General features: G+C 64.4%; 12 protein-coding genes. 9 read left to right on the forward strand and 3 right to left on the reverse strand.

Annotated elements, in window-relative coordinates; genetic code table 11:
• Positions 1–3 precede the first annotated feature (3 nt).
• Genes E3T43_RS00265 through pip form a run of 3 tightly spaced genes read left to right on the forward strand, consistent with a single transcriptional unit; the run spans position 4 to position 2,916 of the window.
• Entirely contained in the window at positions 4–1,245 is a 1,242-nt protein-coding gene (locus E3T43_RS00265; RefSeq protein ID WP_134470871.1) for a sensor histidine kinase, read from the forward strand.
• Entirely contained in the window at positions 1,242–1,922 is a 681-nt protein-coding gene (locus E3T43_RS00270) for a response regulator transcription factor (protein ID WP_134470872.1), read from the forward strand. The genes E3T43_RS00265 and E3T43_RS00270 overlap by 4 nt, the downstream gene beginning before the upstream one ends.
• Before the next feature lie 37 nt (positions 1,923–1,959).
• On the forward strand, positions 1,960–2,916 hold the full coding sequence (pip, locus tag E3T43_RS00275) for a prolyl aminopeptidase (RefSeq protein WP_134470873.1): 957 nt from the start codon (positions 1,960–1,962) through the stop codon (positions 2,914–2,916).
• A 13-nt stretch (positions 2,917–2,929) separates the two neighbouring features.
• Here the strand turns inward: pip and E3T43_RS00280 are convergent, their stop codons facing one another.
• The gene (locus E3T43_RS00280) at positions 2,930–4,207 is read right to left on the reverse strand and encodes an oligosaccharide flippase family protein (RefSeq protein WP_166791192.1); all 1,278 of its coding nucleotides are present in this window, start codon (positions 4,205–4,207) and stop codon (positions 2,930–2,932) included.
• A 338-nt stretch (positions 4,208–4,545) separates the two neighbouring features.
• Here E3T43_RS00280 and E3T43_RS00285 point away from each other — a divergent pair, with 338 nt between their 5' ends.
• Together E3T43_RS00285 and E3T43_RS00290 are read left to right on the forward strand one after the other, a co-directional pair.
• A complete protein-coding gene (locus tag E3T43_RS00285) occupies positions 4,546–5,922 on the forward strand; it encodes a hypothetical protein (RefSeq protein ID WP_134470875.1) in 1,377 nt (458 codons plus the stop codon).
• Positions 5,915–6,976 (forward strand): acyltransferase family protein, encoded by a 1,062-nt coding sequence (locus E3T43_RS00290; protein WP_166791193.1) that lies wholly within the window; start codon positions 5,915–5,917, stop codon positions 6,974–6,976. Before E3T43_RS00285 ends, E3T43_RS00290 begins: the two co-directional genes overlap by 8 nt.
• Positions 6,977–7,075: 99 nt before the next feature.
• On the opposite strand, the gene E3T43_RS00295 is transcribed toward E3T43_RS00290, so the two are convergent.
• Positions 7,076–7,534 (reverse strand): adenylyltransferase/cytidyltransferase family protein, encoded by a 459-nt coding sequence (locus E3T43_RS00295; protein WP_092451823.1) that lies wholly within the window; start codon positions 7,532–7,534, stop codon positions 7,076–7,078.
• A gap of 435 nt (positions 7,535–7,969) precedes the next feature.
• On the opposite strand from E3T43_RS00295, the gene E3T43_RS00300 reads away from it, so the two are divergent.
• A complete protein-coding gene (locus E3T43_RS00300) occupies positions 7,970–9,835 on the forward strand; it encodes a hypothetical protein (protein WP_134470877.1) in 1,866 nt (621 codons plus the stop codon).
• 16 nt (positions 9,836–9,851) lie between these two features.
• Here the strand turns inward: E3T43_RS00300 and E3T43_RS00305 are convergent, their stop codons facing one another.
• Positions 9,852–10,979: a glycosyltransferase family 4 protein gene (locus tag E3T43_RS00305; RefSeq protein WP_134470878.1), complete on the reverse strand. Its 1,128-nt coding sequence runs from the start codon at positions 10,977–10,979 to the stop codon at positions 9,852–9,854.
• Between the two features lie 173 nt (positions 10,980–11,152).
• On the opposite strand from E3T43_RS00305, the gene E3T43_RS00310 reads away from it, so the two are divergent.
• The 3 genes from E3T43_RS00310 to E3T43_RS00320 all read left to right on the forward strand — a co-directional run bounded on the left by E3T43_RS00310 (position 11,153) and on the right by E3T43_RS00320 (position 16,331).
• A complete protein-coding gene (locus E3T43_RS00310) occupies positions 11,153–11,866 on the forward strand; it encodes a hypothetical protein (RefSeq protein ID WP_134470879.1) in 714 nt (237 codons plus the stop codon).
• Positions 11,867–11,987: 121 nt separating this feature from the next.
• Positions 11,988–15,284, forward strand: a complete 3,297-nt coding sequence (locus E3T43_RS00315) for a LamG-like jellyroll fold domain-containing protein (protein WP_241978736.1) — start codon at positions 11,988–11,990, stop codon at positions 15,282–15,284.
• A 99-nt stretch (positions 15,285–15,383) separates the two neighbouring features.
• The gene (locus E3T43_RS00320; protein ID WP_241978737.1) at positions 15,384–16,331 is read left to right on the forward strand and encodes a glycosyltransferase family 2 protein; all 948 of its coding nucleotides are present in this window, start codon (positions 15,384–15,386) and stop codon (positions 16,329–16,331) included.
• Positions 16,332–16,372: the final 41 nt, after the last annotated feature.

The following is a 16,372-nucleotide window of genomic DNA, read 5'->3' on the forward strand; positions in this document are numbered from 1 at the left end:
TAGATGAGCACCACCACCTCTCCCCCCGGGCGCACTCTGGCGCCGGGGGGAGACCTGCGCCTGCCCACCCCGCCCGGAATCGTGCGGCGGTTCTGGACCAGGCATCCCCACCTGGCCGACGGCCTCGTTGCGGCGATCTACGTCGTTCCGATGGTGCTCACCCTGGTGCTCAACCTGCTCGACGATGACCCGGCTCCGCTCCCGGACGCGTTGCTCAATGCCGGCCTCATGCTGCTGCTGGCCGTCGCACTGTTCTTTCGCCGACGGATGCCGCGGCTCGTCCTGGCCCTGACCTGGATCGGCCTGCTCACCTTCGCCGACTACGGCGAAGTGCACCTCATCGCCCAGCTCCTGGCGCTCTACGCGGTCGCGGTGTATTCGGACGTGCGCAGCGCGTGGACCGGTTTCAGCGCATCCGTTCTGCTGGCCGGACTGGCCGCCTGGCTCACCGATAATCCCGACGAGGTCCCCTGGATTCCGGTCGCGGTCCAGGTGGCGATCATGCTGCTCGCCGCGACCCTGGTCGGCGTCAATATGGGCAACAGCAAGCGCTACGTCTCGTCGCTTCTGGACCTTGCCGCGCAGCTGACCCGCGAACGCGACCAGCAGGCGCAGCTCTCCCGCATCTCCGAGCGCGCCCGAATCGCCGGCGAAATGCACGATGTGGTCGCCCACAGCCTCTCGGTCATGGTGGCGCTCGCCGACGGTGCCCACGCCATCGCCCCCAAAGACGTGGAGCGATCCCGCGCGGCGATGCTCGACGTCGCGGCCACTGGGCGCCGGTCCATGTCCGAGATGCGCCGGCTGCTCGGGGTGCTCGAGGTGGACACCGACCCGGCCCCGCGCGCTCCGCAGCCGGGCATCGACGAGCTGACCGACCTCGTGGAATCGTTTCGGTCGACCGGGCTTCCCGTTGTTCTGGAACGCAGCGGGCGTGAGCCGAGCAATGCGAGCGTGCAGCTAACGATTTTTCGGATCATCCAGGAGTCGCTGACCAACGTGCTGCGCTATGCGGACACTCCGACCCGGGTGGTCGTGCGCCTGCAATCGTCGCCCGGTGCCGCCCAGGTCACGATCAGCGACAATGGGCGGCATGCGGCAGTGGCAAGCGTTCGCGGTTTCGGGCGCGGCTTGATCGGAATGCAGGAACGCGTGGCGATCTATGGTGGAACCTTTGAGGCAGCGCCGGAACTCCGCGACGGCTGGCGCGTACACGCGACCCTGAACTTTGAGGACGAACAATGACTCCCCGTTCCGCACCGATCCGTATCCTGCTGGTAGATGACCAGGCCCTGTTGCGCGTGGGTTTTCGCATGGTGCTGGAAGCCGAAGACGACTTCACCGTCGTCGGCGAAGCGAGCGACGGCGCGCAGGCGATCGACCTCGCAGCCAGGCTGAAACCCGACGTGGTCCTGATGGACGTGCGCATGTCCGGCATCGACGGCATCGAGGCGACCCGGCAGATCATGGCCGCCCAGCCGGAGACCCGCATCATCATCCTCACCACCTTCGACCTCGACGAGTACGCCTTCGGTGGTCTGCGCGCCGGTGCTAGCGGCTTCCTGCTGAAAAACGCCGAACCCGGGGAGCTGATCGCCGCGATCCGCACGGTGGTCTCGGGTGAGGCATCCGTTTCACCGCGGGTGACCCGGCGCCTGCTCGACCTGTTCGGCACCAAATTGCCGCAGCCCGAGACGGGAGGGGCCTCCAATGCCATGGCGCTCGCGGCGCTCACCGACCGTGAAACCGAGGTTTTTCTGGCCATCGCCGAGGGGCTCTCCAACACCGAATTGGCCGAACGCTTCTTTCTCTCCGAATCGACGGTGAAAACCCACGTCGGGCGAATCCTCCACAAGCTCGGGCTGCGCGACCGGGTGCAGGCGGTCATTCTGGCCTACGAGGTGGGACTCGTCGGCAGCTGATCCGGGGCCGCGCACACGAGGGGCATAGGCTCGAAGCATGCGAACCTTCTACCCCGAGCTTGAACCCTACGAAACCGGCATGCTCGATGTCGGTGACAACCAGACCATTTACTGGGAAGCCTCGGGCAACCCCGACGGCAAGCCCGCGGTGTATCTGCACGGCGGCCCGGGTGGCGCGTCCGGCCCGGACCAGCGTCGGGTATTCGATCCGGCGAAGTACCGCATCATTCTGTTCGACCAGCGTGGCTGCGGTCTCAGCACGCCGCACGCGAGCGAGCCCGACGTTGACCTGAGCGTGAACACCACCTGGACTCTCGTCGCCGACTTGGAAAAACTGCGCGAGCACCTCGGCATCGACCGCTGGCTGGTCTGCGGCGGATCCTGGGGCAGCACCTTCGCGCTCGCCTACGCCGAGACCCACCCCGCCCAGGTCACCGAACTCGTCGTGCGCGGTATCTTCACCCTTCGCCCGGTCGAACTCGACTGGTTCTACGAGGGCGGCGCCGCGGCAATCTACCCCGACCTGTGGGAATCCTTTCTCGCTCCGGTCCCCGAAAACGAACGCGGCCACCTGATCGAGGCCTACGGTCGGCTGCTGCACGACCCGGACCAGTTCGTGCGCGAACGCGCCGGCGTGGCCTGGGCCACCTGGGAATCCTCCACGATCACCCTGCTGCAGGAGCCAGACAAGATCGCGCACTTCTCCGACCCAGCCTTCGCTGTGGCCTTTGCCCGCATCGAGAACCACTTCTTCGCCAATAGGGGCTGGTTCACGCCGAACCAGCTGATCGACAACGCCTCCCGGCTCGCCGAAATCCCCGGTGTCATCGTGCAGGGCCGCTACGACATGTGCACGCCGGCCTTCACCGCCTGGGACCTGCACAAGAACTGGCCCGAGGCGGAATTCAAGCTGATCCCCGACGCCGGCCATGCCTTCGACCAACCCGGAATCCTGGACGCCATTATCGAGGCTACCGACCGCTTCGCCAGCTAACGTACGTACCCGGTCAGCGCGTCTTGCGCCGCAGTATCCGCTTACCGTAGCGGCCGATGGTGGCGATGTCTGAACGACGCAGACCGTAGAACTGCAGCATTCCGATTCCAAACACCCGCGACAGGAACAGCAGGTTGAGGTTGCTCGTGATGATGTTGCCCGCGAGCGTCGTGAGCGCCGCTCCCATCGCCCCCAGCAGCGGCGCGAGGATGATGAGCATCACAATGTTGATGACGCACGAAATGGTCAGTGCGATGCTGCGCAGCCCGGGGCGGCCGCGCGCGCTCAGCCCGGCGCCAGCAATGGAACCCGGCGTGAGCAGCACAACGGCAACGAGGAGTACCGCGGCAATCGGAATCGATTCGCGAAAGCCCTCCCCGAACAGAAACGGCAGCCACCACAGCATGGACACGCCGAGTGCCAGTGCTGCCAGTGCCGAGAGCGCCGTCGAGATGCGGGCAGACGAACTGAGACGTTCGTCCTCAGGCTTGGCCGCTTCGTTGACGAACGAGACATCACGCACCGCGTGGTGAATGATCAACGGCAACTCGCTGATGCTCACCGCCACGACGTAGAGTCCGAGCTGGTAGGTACCGGCGAGCGGCGTCAGCAGCACCTGATCGAGACGCGTCAGGAGCACGCCCGACAGCGAACCGACCCACATTCGGCTGCCGTAGCTGAGGAGCCCGCGCATGCGTGCTTCGGGCGGAACCTCGTGCGCGCGCGGGTCGAGGCTGCGCATGCGCCCGATGTAGACAAAGGCGCCGACCACGGGCATGGCAGCGACCGTGATGGTGGCCACGAGCGGGGTGAGCGTTCCTGTCAGCCAGAACGGGATGAGGACCGCGAGGCGCAGAACCGACGAGATAATGCGTTCCATGGATACGAGCCGCCAGCTGCTCGTGGCCGAGGCAACGCCGCGGAGTATCCCCACGAGAAGGTTCGGCACAATGGCCAGACTGGCGAACACGATCAGTAGCTGAACGCTCGGGTCGCCACCACTCAACAAAGGTGGTGAAAAGACGATGGCGGCGGTCGCGAATAGTCCGGCGATGCCCAGAATAAGCATCCCCCGACCCGCTGCGTTTCGCGCCAACGCTGGCTTTTTCGCGATTATCCACGTGACGGCTTCGGGAATTCCAAACGTGGCTATCGTGACGACCAGTGCCAATGGTGCCGTCGCCGCTGCCACCGCACCACGCCCGTCAACCCCCAGTGCCTGCGCCAAGATGGGGCCGGAGAACAGTGCGACGAGCGGGGGAAACGCGTTGCCCAGCAATGCGACCGTCATATTACGCGAAACTGTGCCGGTCCGATTGGGCAGTAGATCGGGCTTGCGTTTCGTTGGAGCTGCGGGTGAGGCGTCCTCGGGCAAGGCGGTAGCTCCCATTGGCTCAGGGCGTGGATCAAGCTGAAAACGCCACTGTACACGCAGCATGTCAGCAGGGTGCGACCCCCGATCGGGGGGAATCGCACTGGGAATTCACCCGACTCGGCCTTGATCCCGTGCCCTCATGGTCCTACTGTTGTGCCGATGCGGTCGCGCGGCAGGAACAATACCCGAATTGTTTCGGGCGCGGCCCGGTGCGGGGCCGAACGACCTACATGCGCAAGTCGACACAACAGACCGTGACAAAACAGCGCGCGAGCGCACGCGCGAGCGCACGCCAGACGCGCGAGCAGCCCGTGCCGCTCGCCGTGAATTCCGGCCGTGATCGGGTGCCCTCGACCGAGGCGGTGGTGCCGCGTTCGACCAAAATCCTTGCTGTCATCGTGCTGGTCCTGATCGGTCTGCGACTCGACCTTCCGCTCGGCATCACCGTCGGCTACCTGGCGGCCGCAGCGCTGATTCCGCTCTGGCTGCCCACGCTGGGCCGCTATCGGGGCGCGCTCACCCTCGTGGTGATCGGCTTCGTCGCCGTCGGCTCCGGCATCTGGCTGTCCGTACTCGCCGAACCCACCCACGTCATCGCGATGAGCGAACTGGCCGGCAACTCCATCGGGCTGGTTGGCCTGTTGTGCTCCTTCGGCTTTGTGCTTTGGACTCGCAGCGTACTGCCCGACTCGTGGGTGGCCCTGTGGTTTGGGCTCGGCCTGCTCGGGAGCGTAACCACCGACAACGCCCGGTTCTTCGACAATCCCTGGCGCTTCGGATTCTCCTTTGCCCTGACAGTGGTGATCCTCGCCATCGCGCACATTCTTGATCGTCGCTGGTTCGACCTGCTCGCTGTGCTCGGGCTGACAGTCTTGTCAATGGTCACCGATGCGCGCTCGTCCTTCGCGATCCTGCTTCTGACCCTCATTCTCGTGGCTTGGCAGATGCGCCCGACCAGCCGGTTTCGTTACCTGCGCATCAGATCGGGCGCCGGGGTTGTCGTCGCCCTCGGTGTGCTCGCCGTCGTCGTGTACAACCTGGGGCAGGCGGCCATCGTCGCGGGGCTGTTCGGCGAGGCGACGCGGGCCCGCACCATCGACCAGCTCAACACTGCCGGGTCGCTCATTCTGGGCGGGCGACCGGAACTGGCCGCGACGGCGTCCCTGATGGCACACCGGCCATACGGGTTCGGGGCCGGCACGCTGCTGAATCCGACCGATCTGCTCGCGGCGAAGACGGGAATGGCATCGATCAGCTACGACCCCGACAATGGGTACGTCGAAAACTACATGTTCGGCGGCAATATCGAACTGCATTCGGTGCTCGGCGACCTCTGGGCACGGTTCGGCATTCCCGGTGTCCTGCTGGCCGTCGTCATTCTTTTTCTGGTTTTGCGCGGGGTCGGAGCCGCGGTTGCCGCGAACCGGGCCAGTGGAATTCTGCTGTTTCTGGTCGTGAACACCGTGTGGGTCTTCTTCTTCGGCCCGCTGTACACCGCGGCGCGACTGCTCATCCTGGTGCTCGCGCTGACTTTGATTCCCAAGGGTCCCGATCTGCCGAACCCCGTCCGTCGCCGGGTGGCAGCACTGTTCCCCTTTGGCAAGTCTCTCAAGACCACGCCCCGTGACTGACGCCGCCTCGTTCGTCATTCGCGGCACGCTACGCGAAGACTGGATCGACGTGGCAAAGGGCATCGCGATCACCCTCGTTGTGCTCTATCACTCGGTCATGTACCTCGACCGGGTCGGTCTGGCCGGCGACCTGGCGCCGCTCAACCCACTGCTCGACACCTTCCGTATGCCCCTGTTCTTCTTCATATCCGGACTCCTCGCGGCCCAGGCCATTCGGCTGCCCTTCTGGCAGCTGTTTCGTAAGCGGATGTCCCTGCTGCTGTATCTCTACACGGCCTGGGTCGCCGCCCAGACGCTGTTCCTGCTGGCCCTGCCGCCGATCGGCCCCGAGGGGCCCTTTGCCAGGTGGTCCGACCTGGTTACCCTCTTCATTCGGCCGAATATAAATCTCTGGTTCATCTACGCCCTGCCCATCTTTCTCACCGTGGCCTGGCTGACTCGGCGCTGGCATCCGCTCATTTCCGTGTCCGTAACGGGAGCGCTCGCCGTGCTGTTCGGCTCGCAGGTTCTGCACACGGGTACGCCGTGGGACAAGATGGGCCGTTACCTCGTCTTCTTCCTGGCGGCGATCTGGCTGGGCCCGCGCGTGCGACGCCTGATTCCGCGGGTGCGGTGGTGGCACATGGCCGTGCTCTGTGGCTTGTATGCCGGCGTTGTGCTCCTCATGGTGAAACTGTCATTGACGCGGGTACCGTTCGTGCTCCTCGCCGTGAGCGTGCTGGCAGTGCTGGTGGGCATCAGCGTGGCCGTCGTTCTGTCGCGCGCACCGATGTTTGATTTCATGCGGGTGCTGGGTAGCCGCACGTTGCCCATCTATCTGGTGCATACCTTTCCCATGGCGGCGCTCGCAGCGATCGTCATGGCCGGCGGCGTGACGTTACCGACGGATGCCGCAACGGCGGTTCCGCTGCTGCTGTGCGGCGCGGCAATCGTGCTGGCTCTGGCCGTCTACCGCCGATTTGCGGCCGTGCCGGGAGTGTTTACCGTGCCCATTGCCTCTTGGGCAGCGCAGCCGCGCAAGGCCGTGCGGGAGCAAACCGAAGCATCCGCTTGATTGTGCCCGATGTTTGCGGCAGTTACGGGAACAACACGAAAAGAACGGGTTTCTCGGCCGAGAAACCCGTTCTTTGGTGCATTGGCTGCTCGCCTACGGTTAGGGGGTGCTCGTGCGTGGTTGCCGAAGACCGGCCGCATCGGGGCGCGTGAGAGCGTCGAGCGCCCGACGCAAGATCGTGCTGGAGGTATTGACCGTGTAGGGGAAGTACACGACCTCAACGCCGACAGCAGCGAACTCGTTCTCGAGGTGTACCCCGCGGGGGGTGCCTCGCCAGTCGTCGCCCTTGAAGAACACGTCAAAGCGGAGGTCGCGCCACGTGTCGAGCTTGTCCTCGACGACTTCGGCGACGGCCTCGTCCACGAAGGAGATGTGTCGAACAATCTCCAGACGTTCGACCAGCGGCACGACGGGGGTGATGCCCTTGGTGAGTTGGAGCATCTCGTCGGACACAACGCCGGCGATCAGGAAGTCACACTGGCTCTTGGCGTGCTTGAGAATATTGAGATGTCCAACGTGGAAAAGGTCAAACCCGCCAGCCGCGTAGCCGATGTGCAGCCCGCTCTGCCGGGCAGCAAGGAGCCCGGGGGACCCGTCACCAGCGGGCTTCAGCGGGTTCGCGCGGTGAGGTTTCGTTTCTGGAGGAATCGCTGTGGTCGGGTGCGGGGTGGTCGGGTGCTTGGGGGTCACAGAAGGCTCAGATTTCTCTCAGGCTGCAGCGCGAGCTCCAACAGGATTCGGGTAAGAGAGGCAGTGAGGAATCCTAACCTTTATCCTTCAGCCTGACTAGGGGTGAGAAATGAACGGATGCCGGTCCGCCGGCGCACGCCCCGACGGACCAACGACGGTCGGGCCTGCAGTTTTTCGCGGCATAAGCCCGAAATTCGTGAAGTCAAGTATAATTCCGGCACCACGGGGCCGTCCGAAGGCCACCGTCCGAGTTGAAATTGAGGTTTTCTTATGGCGCGGAGCGTTCGGTCGCCGATAGTGGCAATGATCGCGACAGCAGCTTTGGTGGCGACGATTTTTTTTGGTACCGGCAGCGCGCAAGCGGACACGGCACCGCCAAATTCTTCCACCCCCAAAACTGTCGCGGCCGATGCGTTGCCGACCGCCCAAATCAACGGGGTGGTGTGGACCCAGACGATCGTCGGAAACACCGTTTACGTCGGTGGCCAGTTCACTCGCGCACGCCCCGCTGGAGCTTCGGCCGGAACGAGCGAGGTGACGCGCAACAATCTCATGGCGTACAACCTGTCGACTGGTGTCATGACGTCATTCAACCCCAACCTCAATGGCGCGGTGCGGGCGATTACCGCCTCGCCAGACGGATCTCGCATCTACGTGGGTGGAGCCTTCACGACCGTCGGGTCCGTGACGCGAACTCGATTGGCGTCCTTCAGCACGGCCACCGGGGCGCTCGATTCCAGCTGGAAACCCACGGCGAACAACACCGTCAGAGCGCTTGGCGCGTTTGGGAGCACCGTCTTCGCGGGGGGGAGCTTCACCTCGGCCAACTCTCAGGGGCGACAGCGGATCGCGTCGTTCACCGGTTCCACCGGATCGCTCGGTACCTGGAAGGGCACGGTGCCCGACGGGGCCGTGAACGCACTGACAGTTTCCCCGACCGGAGACCGGGTCGTCATCGGCGGATCGTTCACCTCCTACAACGGCGCGACGACTCCCGGCTATGGAATGGCGGCGACGAATTCCAGCTCGGGCGCCGGAATGACCTGGAACATCGGCAAGCTCATCAAGAATGCTGGCCCTAACGGTTCTATTCTGTCGCTCACCTCGGATTCCGGCGGCGTCTACGGCACTGGCTACGACTATGGCCCCGGCGCCATGTTCGAGGGAACGTTCCGGGCCAGCTGGAGCAGCGGCAACACCGTCTGGATCGAGGACTGTCATGGTGACACCTACTCGGCCGTTCCGGTCGGCGACGTCGTGTACACGACCGCGCACGCCCATTTTTGTGGAAACATCGGTGGGTTCTCGGAAACCAGTCCGCGAACCTTTCATCGGACTCTGGCCTTTACGAAAAATGCAACGGGCATTATCACCCGAAACAGCACGGGTGGGAGCTACTTCAACTTTGAGGGGCGCCCCCGCCCGTCACTGCTGACCTTCTACCCCGACATCAATGCCGGCAACTTTACCGGTCAAAGTCAGGGGCCGTGGAACGTAGCCGCCAACTCCCAATACGTGCTCTACGGCGGCGAGTTCACGCTCGTCAACAATAAGAGGCAGCAGGGACTTGTGCGCTTTGCGGTGTCGTCTATCGCGCCAGACAAAGAAGGGCCGCGGGTGACCGGTGCCAGTTTCACGCCAATGCTCACCACACCAACCGCCGGAACGGTCAAGGTCACCTGGAAGTCGAACTACGACCGCGACAACGAATTGCTTACCTATCAGGTCTTGCGAAACGGCGCTGTCGTGCGCACGCAAACGGGTCTCTCCGTAGACTGGAGCCGTCCCACGATTAGCTGGACAGACACCGGCCGTACGCCCGGAACGACGTACTCGTACCAAATTCGGGTGAGTGACCCGTTCGGCAATACCGTCACCGGTGATGCCGTCAGTGTGAGAGTTGCCAGCGCCGCTACCCTCACGCAGACACCGGACCCGACTGCGTCCACTGAACCGAAAGTCGCTCCCGACGTGAATCTGTTGCCGGCACCTGAGGTCGCTCCCGACTCACAGGTGGTGCCGGAGCCGAAGGTGGTGCCTGAGCCTGAAGCGGTTCCCGACCCGGACGTCGTGCCTGAGCCCGAAGCGGTTCCCGCCCCGGACGTTGTGCCTGAGTCCGCAGAGGTTCCCGACCTGAACGTGCTGCCTACGCCGAAGGGACAGGGTTAGCCGATCAGGAATGGCGTTAGCGGACCGTGCGGCGGGCTGGCCGGGCAACGGCCCGGCTGAGAACCTGGGTCAGCGATATCAGACGGCGTTCCTTCGTAAAGTGCAGGTTGACCGTCGACGGTTCGGGCAATGCTTCCCGAGCTCGGACGGACCGCTCCAGAGTGAGGATCGCCGACGAAATATCAGCCAGGGGTGTACCGGTGCGTGCCACGCCGATGCCGCCGACAATGGGCAACACCTCGCCGGGCCCACCGTCGGCGAATCCCGCAGCCCGAACCCCCGCTCGCCATGCTTCAACGGGAACGAGGCCAAACGACTCGGGCATGGAGGGAAAGCAGGCAACAGCGTCAATCTCGCTCGCGATGGCTTCCACGGATTTTGCCTCACCGCGGTATTCGATACGTGGGTCGCCGTCGATCAGGTGCAACACCGCGTCGAGAGCGGACTCCTGACCGGGAAATGGCGCACCGAACAGAAGAAGTCGCCAGGAAGGACCGGTTGTCGGACGTTGGGGGCTCGCCGCCGGCCACAGGGACTGGAGCGCCTGAGCCACCTCGAGGTGTCCCCGGCGACCATTGACGCGGCCGATGACGGCGAGGGTGAACGGGTCGTGGAGCGTCGGTGCTCCGACGGCAATGACCGGGTCGAACACGGGCGACGTCACGGTCAGCCGCGTGCGGGCGACCCCGTTGTGCTCCAGCCACGCTGCCGTGGCTTCGCTGCAGGCGCAGATCGGAAAGCGGCCGGGGGCCAGGAGTATCCTAACCAGGAGATTTCCCAAGCGGCTGGGGAGAAGCTCGTGCACCGACAGATAAAAACTCTTGCGTTTCAGGCGCAGGAGTGGAATGTACGCGGCGAGGGCGAGCGTCCACAAGACCACGACGTCGGCGTGGGTAATTTCTGGTCGAAGACGAATCGGATGCAGGAGGTCTGAGATCTTGCTGAGCCTCAGGACCGACAGCCCCGGGTCAACGATGACGGTCGCAGAGAGTCCGGACTGAGCCAGCTCTTCTGCCAGTGGTCCGGCATTTGGCACGATGACGGCCACTGTGTGGCCGAGGCTGAGGAGGCAGGAGATCTCCTGAATGAGCACGCGAGAGGCCCCGTAGGCGTCATTGTTCCCGTGCAGGATTGCGATGCGCATGTGTGGGCCTCATCAGTGGTCGGCAGCTTTCACACACTGTACAGGGTGGGCGGGTACCCCCAAAGTGGGCTCAGGTGCCCCCTTGGAAAGAAAACCTCTCGCGTGTATTAATAACTCAACGACGTCTTCACCCGATCTATTTTTTGAGCGGGTCCTCAGCTTGGAGTTCGATCATGGCCGTGCATGACCCCGCCGATACCGGCCCAAACTCCGCGGGCCGACGGCGTCGGCTGTGGTGGATCGCCGTGGCCGGACTGCTGGCCCTGCTCGTGGTCATCATGCTGGTGGCTAACGGTTGGGCATCCCAACGTGCCGATTCGGCCGATGTCACCGCGACGCGGTCCGTGACGACCCCATCCCCCGCTCCCTCCCGGTCGCCCGGCCCTTCGCCCAGCCCCGTGCCGGCCGAAACGACGCCGCCCGCCCCGAGCGTCCCCGACCCGAACGCCGGAGTCGGCGTTCCATCGAGCGAGGTCGCTCCGCCACGGGTTCAGGAACCGGTCCCACTGACGGACCCCGCCGTGGCCGTGCCCGGGGTCGTGTTCAGTATCAGCGAGCTCGAGGCGGTCGAGGGTGTGGCCCGGGGACCGGGCGAGATTGCCGGGCCGTCGCTCCGGTTCGCCGTCTCTGTTCGCAACGACACGACTGCGACCGTGTCGTTGACGTCAACCGTCGTCAACTTCTTCTTTGGGGCTGCCCAGTCGCCGGCCACCGAACTTGCCGCGCCAGGCGGAGTCCCATTTCCTGACTCGGTCGCCGCGGGCCAGGCCGCGCAGGGCGTGTTCGTTTTCACTGTCCCCGCTGATGCGCGAGACGAAGTGCAGATCGCCGTCGACTACTCGGCTGGCGTGCCGATCGTGCTCTTTGAGGGCGCGGCACCGCACTGACCAGGCCGTGCAAATGGCTCCCCCCCATAGAGGGTATTCCGTACTGAGAAAATCTCACTAGACTCCGTTGAATGCGACGGCCACCCGACGGCCCCGCTCCTCCTCCGAGTAAGGAAACATCGTGGGATCTCTCTACGCGTCTCGACTGAACCTCGCAGGTCTGATTTCGGTTCGTAATCGGCCAGCACGCGCCGGTGTTTTCGGATTGCTGACCGCTGTTGCGGTCGTCGCCGCCGTTCTCACGGTTCCACTTCAGGCCGTAGCCGACACCGCTCCTACCGATCCGGCGACGCCGGTGACGATGGCCGCGGATTCCCTGCCCACCGCGCAGATCAACGGTGTGGTGTGGACCCAGCTGATCGTTGGCAACACAGTCTATGTGGGGGGTGAATTCACCAGAGCCCGCCCGGCCGGCTCCGGCGTTGGGGTGAATGAGGTGGTGCGCACCAATCTGCTCGCCTACAACCTGACGACCGGTGTGCTGATCCCGACGTTCAGCCCAAACCCCAACGGTGCGGTTCGAGCACTCGTCGCCTCCGCAGACGGCAGCAGAATCTATGCCGGCGGCTCGTTCACCTCCGTGAGCGGAGCTAATCGGTACCGTCTGGCGGCCTTTGACACCGGCACGGGCGCGCTCGTCGCCTCGTTTGCCCCAGTCCTGAACGCTCAGGTCAAAGCGCTCGGATTTTCGGGTGGCACGTTGTTCGCTGGCGGGGTCTTTAGCACTGCCGGTGGTCAGCCGCGCCCTCAGATTGCGTCCTTTGACGCCTCCAACGGTGCGTTGAAGGCCTGGTCAGGAACCCCGAGCGGCGGCGCCGTCAACGCCCTCACCGTCTCGCCCGATGGTGCCAAGGTCATTATCGGCGGCGCCTTCACCTCGTACAACGGCGCCAGCACCCCCGGCTACGGGATGGCGGCCCTCGACGCCGTCACCGGCGCCTCCCTGCCCTGGGCGGTCAACTCGCTACTCCGTAACGGAGGGATCAACGGCGGGATCACGAGCCTGACCTCCTCGCCCGATGGTGTCTTCGGCACTGGATACGACTATGGCGCTGGCGCCAACTTCGAGGGCACCTTCCGCGCCAGCTGGTCGGACGGTTCGATCATCTGGATGGAAGACTGCCACGGTGACACCTACTCCGCGGCCCCGACGCAGAATGTCGTCTATACCACCGGTCACGCGCACTACTGCGGCAATATTGGCGGACCGGTCGAGACGGCGCCGCGCTCCTACCACCGCACCCTGTCGTTCACGATGGCCACCACCGGACTCATTACGCCGAACGCCGTGGGCAGCTACGACAACTTCGTCGGCAAACCTCGACCGAGCCTATTGAGCTTTTACCCGGACATCAACACCGGCGTCTACACCGGGCAAGGGCAGGGTCCCTGGAACGTCGTGACCAATGGTCAATACCTCTTGTACGCCGGCGAGTTCACCAATGTCAACAACAAGGGGCAGCAGGGTCTGGCGCGATTCGCCAGCTCCACGACCGCGACCAATAAAGAAGGGCCCCGCTTGGCCAACGCGGCCTTCGTCGCGTCGGCTTTCGTTCCAGACCTGCAATCGCTCTCGACCGGCACGGTGCGCATTGGGTGGAAGTCGGCCTACGACCGTGACAATGAGCGACTCAAGTACGAAGTCCTGCGTGATGGAGTATCGGTCGGCACCGTATTGGGCCTATCCGTCGACTGGTCCCGACCCAGCATGGGCTGGACGGACAGTGGGCTGTCCCCCGGGCAGGCATATTCCTATCAGATCAGGGTGAGCGACCCGTTTGGCAACGTGAAGACCGGAAGTCCGGCATCCGTTACCGTCGCAAGTGCCGGGAGCTACAGCGCGTACGCATCCGCGGTTCGTGCGGACTCGCCGACGTCCTACTGGCCGCTCGGCGAAGCCAGCGGAACGACGGCCTTCGACTGGGCCGCCGCCGCCAATGCGCAAACCAACTCTGGCGTGACCAGGGGCGTCGCGGGTGCCCTCAGCGGTGACAGCGGCTCTGCTTCGCGGTTCAGCGGCACTACGACCGGGTTCGCCGCGTCCAGCGCGTTTGAAACGCCGCGCGGCGACTTCAGCGTAGAGTCCTGGGTCAAGACCACGACCACGCGTGGCGGTAAAATAATCGGCCTCGGCAATAGCGCCACCGCCAACTCCGCCGCCTACGACCGCCACGTTTATATGGACAATACCGGCCGAATCTGGTTCGGAGTCAAGCCGGGTGTTCTCCGCACGCTCAAAACGACGGGGTCCTACAATGACGGACAGTGGCACCACATCGTCGCCACCGTCGGCGCAAACGGTATGTCACTGTACATCGACGGAGCACTCGCCGCCCAACGCACCGACACGACGTCCGCCGCCCCGATTCAAGGCTACTGGCGCATTGGCGGCGACAATCTGAGCGGCTGGACCAGCCGGCCCCTGAGCGACTACATCGCCGCTGACATCGATGAAGTTGCCGTGTATCCGACCGCACTCGGGGCGGCATCCATCGCGAACCATTACGCCGTGGGCAGCTCCGGCCCTCAGGCCAACGTGCCGCCGACTGCGGCATTTAGCTACCAGACGTCGCCGCTTGCCGTTTCGGTGGACGCATCCGCTTCGACGGATGCTGATGGCACCGTTGCAGGATACGCCTGGTCGTGGGGCGACGGGACGAATTCGACTGGCAAAACAGCCACGCACAGCTACACCGTCGACGGCAGTTATCCGGTCTCCCTCACGGTTACCGATGACTCTGGCGCAACGGCCGTGACGACGCAGAACGTGCTCGTGCCGGCTGTCGATCCCAATCTTCCCGTGGCAACCGACGCGTTTTCCCGCGTCTTGAGCAGCGGGCTCGGCACAGCCGATAGCGGAGGTGCGTGGACCACGACCGGATCGTCGGGGAACTACTCGGTCAGTGAAGGTGTCGGGCGGTTTAAGGCCGCGGCCGGGGCCACGGTCAACGGATATCTGTCGGGCGTGTCCGTGGCTGACAGTGACGTGAGTGTGACGATGGCACTTCAGCAGGCGGCCACCGGCTCGGGAGCGTACTCGTCGGTTATCGGCCGACGAGTTGGCACCGATGATTACCGGGCCAGGGTCAAGTTCCTGGCTACGGGTGTTGTGCAGCTGCAGCTCATGCACGGTGCAACGACCTTAACGGTGCAAAACATCGCCGGACTGACCTACACGACAGGAACCCAGCTTCGGGTCCGGCTGCAGGTTTTCGGCACCGGGCCGACGACCATTCGGGCTAAAGTCTGGAGCGTCGGCGGCACCGAGCCGTCGGCCTGGCAGCTCAGTACGACGGATGCCACGCCCGCCATGCAGGCGTCGGGCTCGGTCGGACTGGCCCTCTACCTCGGGTCAACGGCTACCGTGACTCCGGTCACCACGGCCTTCGACGATTTCGTCGCCCTGCGCGTCAATTGACCGATGCCGGTAGAGGCCGATCAGCGTGACTGATCGGAGGTGAGCAGCACCGCTGCTTGTGCAGGATTTGTGATGGGAAAATGCCAAAGAGGGGGAATCGTGACCAAAGAATATCCGGGTGATAAGGCCAGCGTCGTGATCGCAGTCCTCACCTATTGTCGAGCCCATGACCTGGTGGAGTTGCTGCCAGAGCTCCTTGACCAGGCCGCCACGGTTTCTCGGTCGATCGAGATTCTCGTCGTGGACAACGATCCGCACGGCGGTGCACGTGACCAGGTGGCTGCGGTCGCCGCTTCGAGTGGCTCCGTGCCGGTGCGGTACGTGCATGAACCGATTCCTGGGATCGCGGCCGGTCGCAATCGGGCCTTGACGGAAGCAGATCATGCCCAAGTGCTGATCTTTATCGATGATGATGAGCGGCCCACTGCCCAGTGGCTCATGCAGCTTCTCGACACCTACGCTACTTTTCGCCCGGCCGCCGTGGTCGGTCCGGTGCTCTCGCGATACGACACGGAGCCTGAACCGTGGATTCGGGCCGGCGGCTTCTTTGAGCGCCGCCGATTCGCCACGGGGACGCCGGTTTCGCTCGCCGCCACCAACAATCTGCTCCTTGACCTCGTTCAGGTGCGCCGCCTCGGCCTGCAGTTCGACGAACGGTTCGGCATCTCCGGCGGTTCGGATTCGTTGTTCACCCGGCAGCTGCATCGCCTCGGCGGGCAAATGATCTGGTGCGATGAGGCCATTGTCATCGACGTGGTCCCAGCCAGCCGGCTCACCCGAGAATGGGTGCTGCAGCGCGCTTTCCGCATGGGCAATACCTGGAGTCGAATCAATCTCGACGACACCGCGCACGGCGAGCGGATGCTCGTGCGAGCCACCATGGTCGCCCGCGGCACCGCGCGGGTACTGGGCGGCCTTGCCCGCTACCTGACCGGATTGATCATCGGGCAATTGCCCCATCGGGCCCGGGGGCTGCGCACCGCCGCCCGCGGTGCCGGCATGCTGAGCGGCTCCGTCGGGTCGATTTATCACGAGTACAAGCGCTAGCCCCGCACCAATGCCCTGTATGGGGGGCATTGGTAACTGAC

The sequence above is a fragment of the Cryobacterium sp. Hh7 genome, from assembly GCF_004403155.1.
Taxonomy (GTDB): domain Bacteria; phylum Actinomycetota; class Actinomycetes; order Actinomycetales; family Microbacteriaceae; genus Cryobacterium; species Cryobacterium levicorallinum.

Excerpts from the sequence above, each read along its gene's own strand:
- E3T43_RS00265 (WP_134470871.1), top strand. The coding sequence starts at position 4 with ATGAGCACCACCACCTCTCCCCCCGGGCGCACTCTGGCGCCGGGGGGA.
- E3T43_RS00270 (WP_134470872.1), top strand. The coding sequence starts at position 1,242 with ATGACTCCCCGTTCCGCACCGATCCGTATCCTGCTGGTAGATGACCAG.
- E3T43_RS00305 (WP_134470878.1), bottom strand. The coding sequence starts at position 10,979 with ATGCGCATCGCAATCCTGCACGGGAACAATGACGCCTACGGGGCCTCT.
- pip (WP_134470873.1), top strand. The coding sequence starts at position 1,960 with ATGCGAACCTTCTACCCCGAGCTTGAACCCTACGAAACCGGCATGCTC.
- E3T43_RS00280 (WP_166791192.1), bottom strand. The coding sequence starts at position 4,207 with ATGACGGTCGCATTGCTGGGCAACGCGTTTCCCCCGCTCGTCGCACTG.
- E3T43_RS00310 (WP_134470879.1), top strand. The coding sequence starts at position 11,153 with ATGGCCGTGCATGACCCCGCCGATACCGGCCCAAACTCCGCGGGCCGA.
- E3T43_RS00300 (WP_134470877.1), top strand. The coding sequence starts at position 7,970 with ATGATCGCGACAGCAGCTTTGGTGGCGACGATTTTTTTTGGTACCGGC.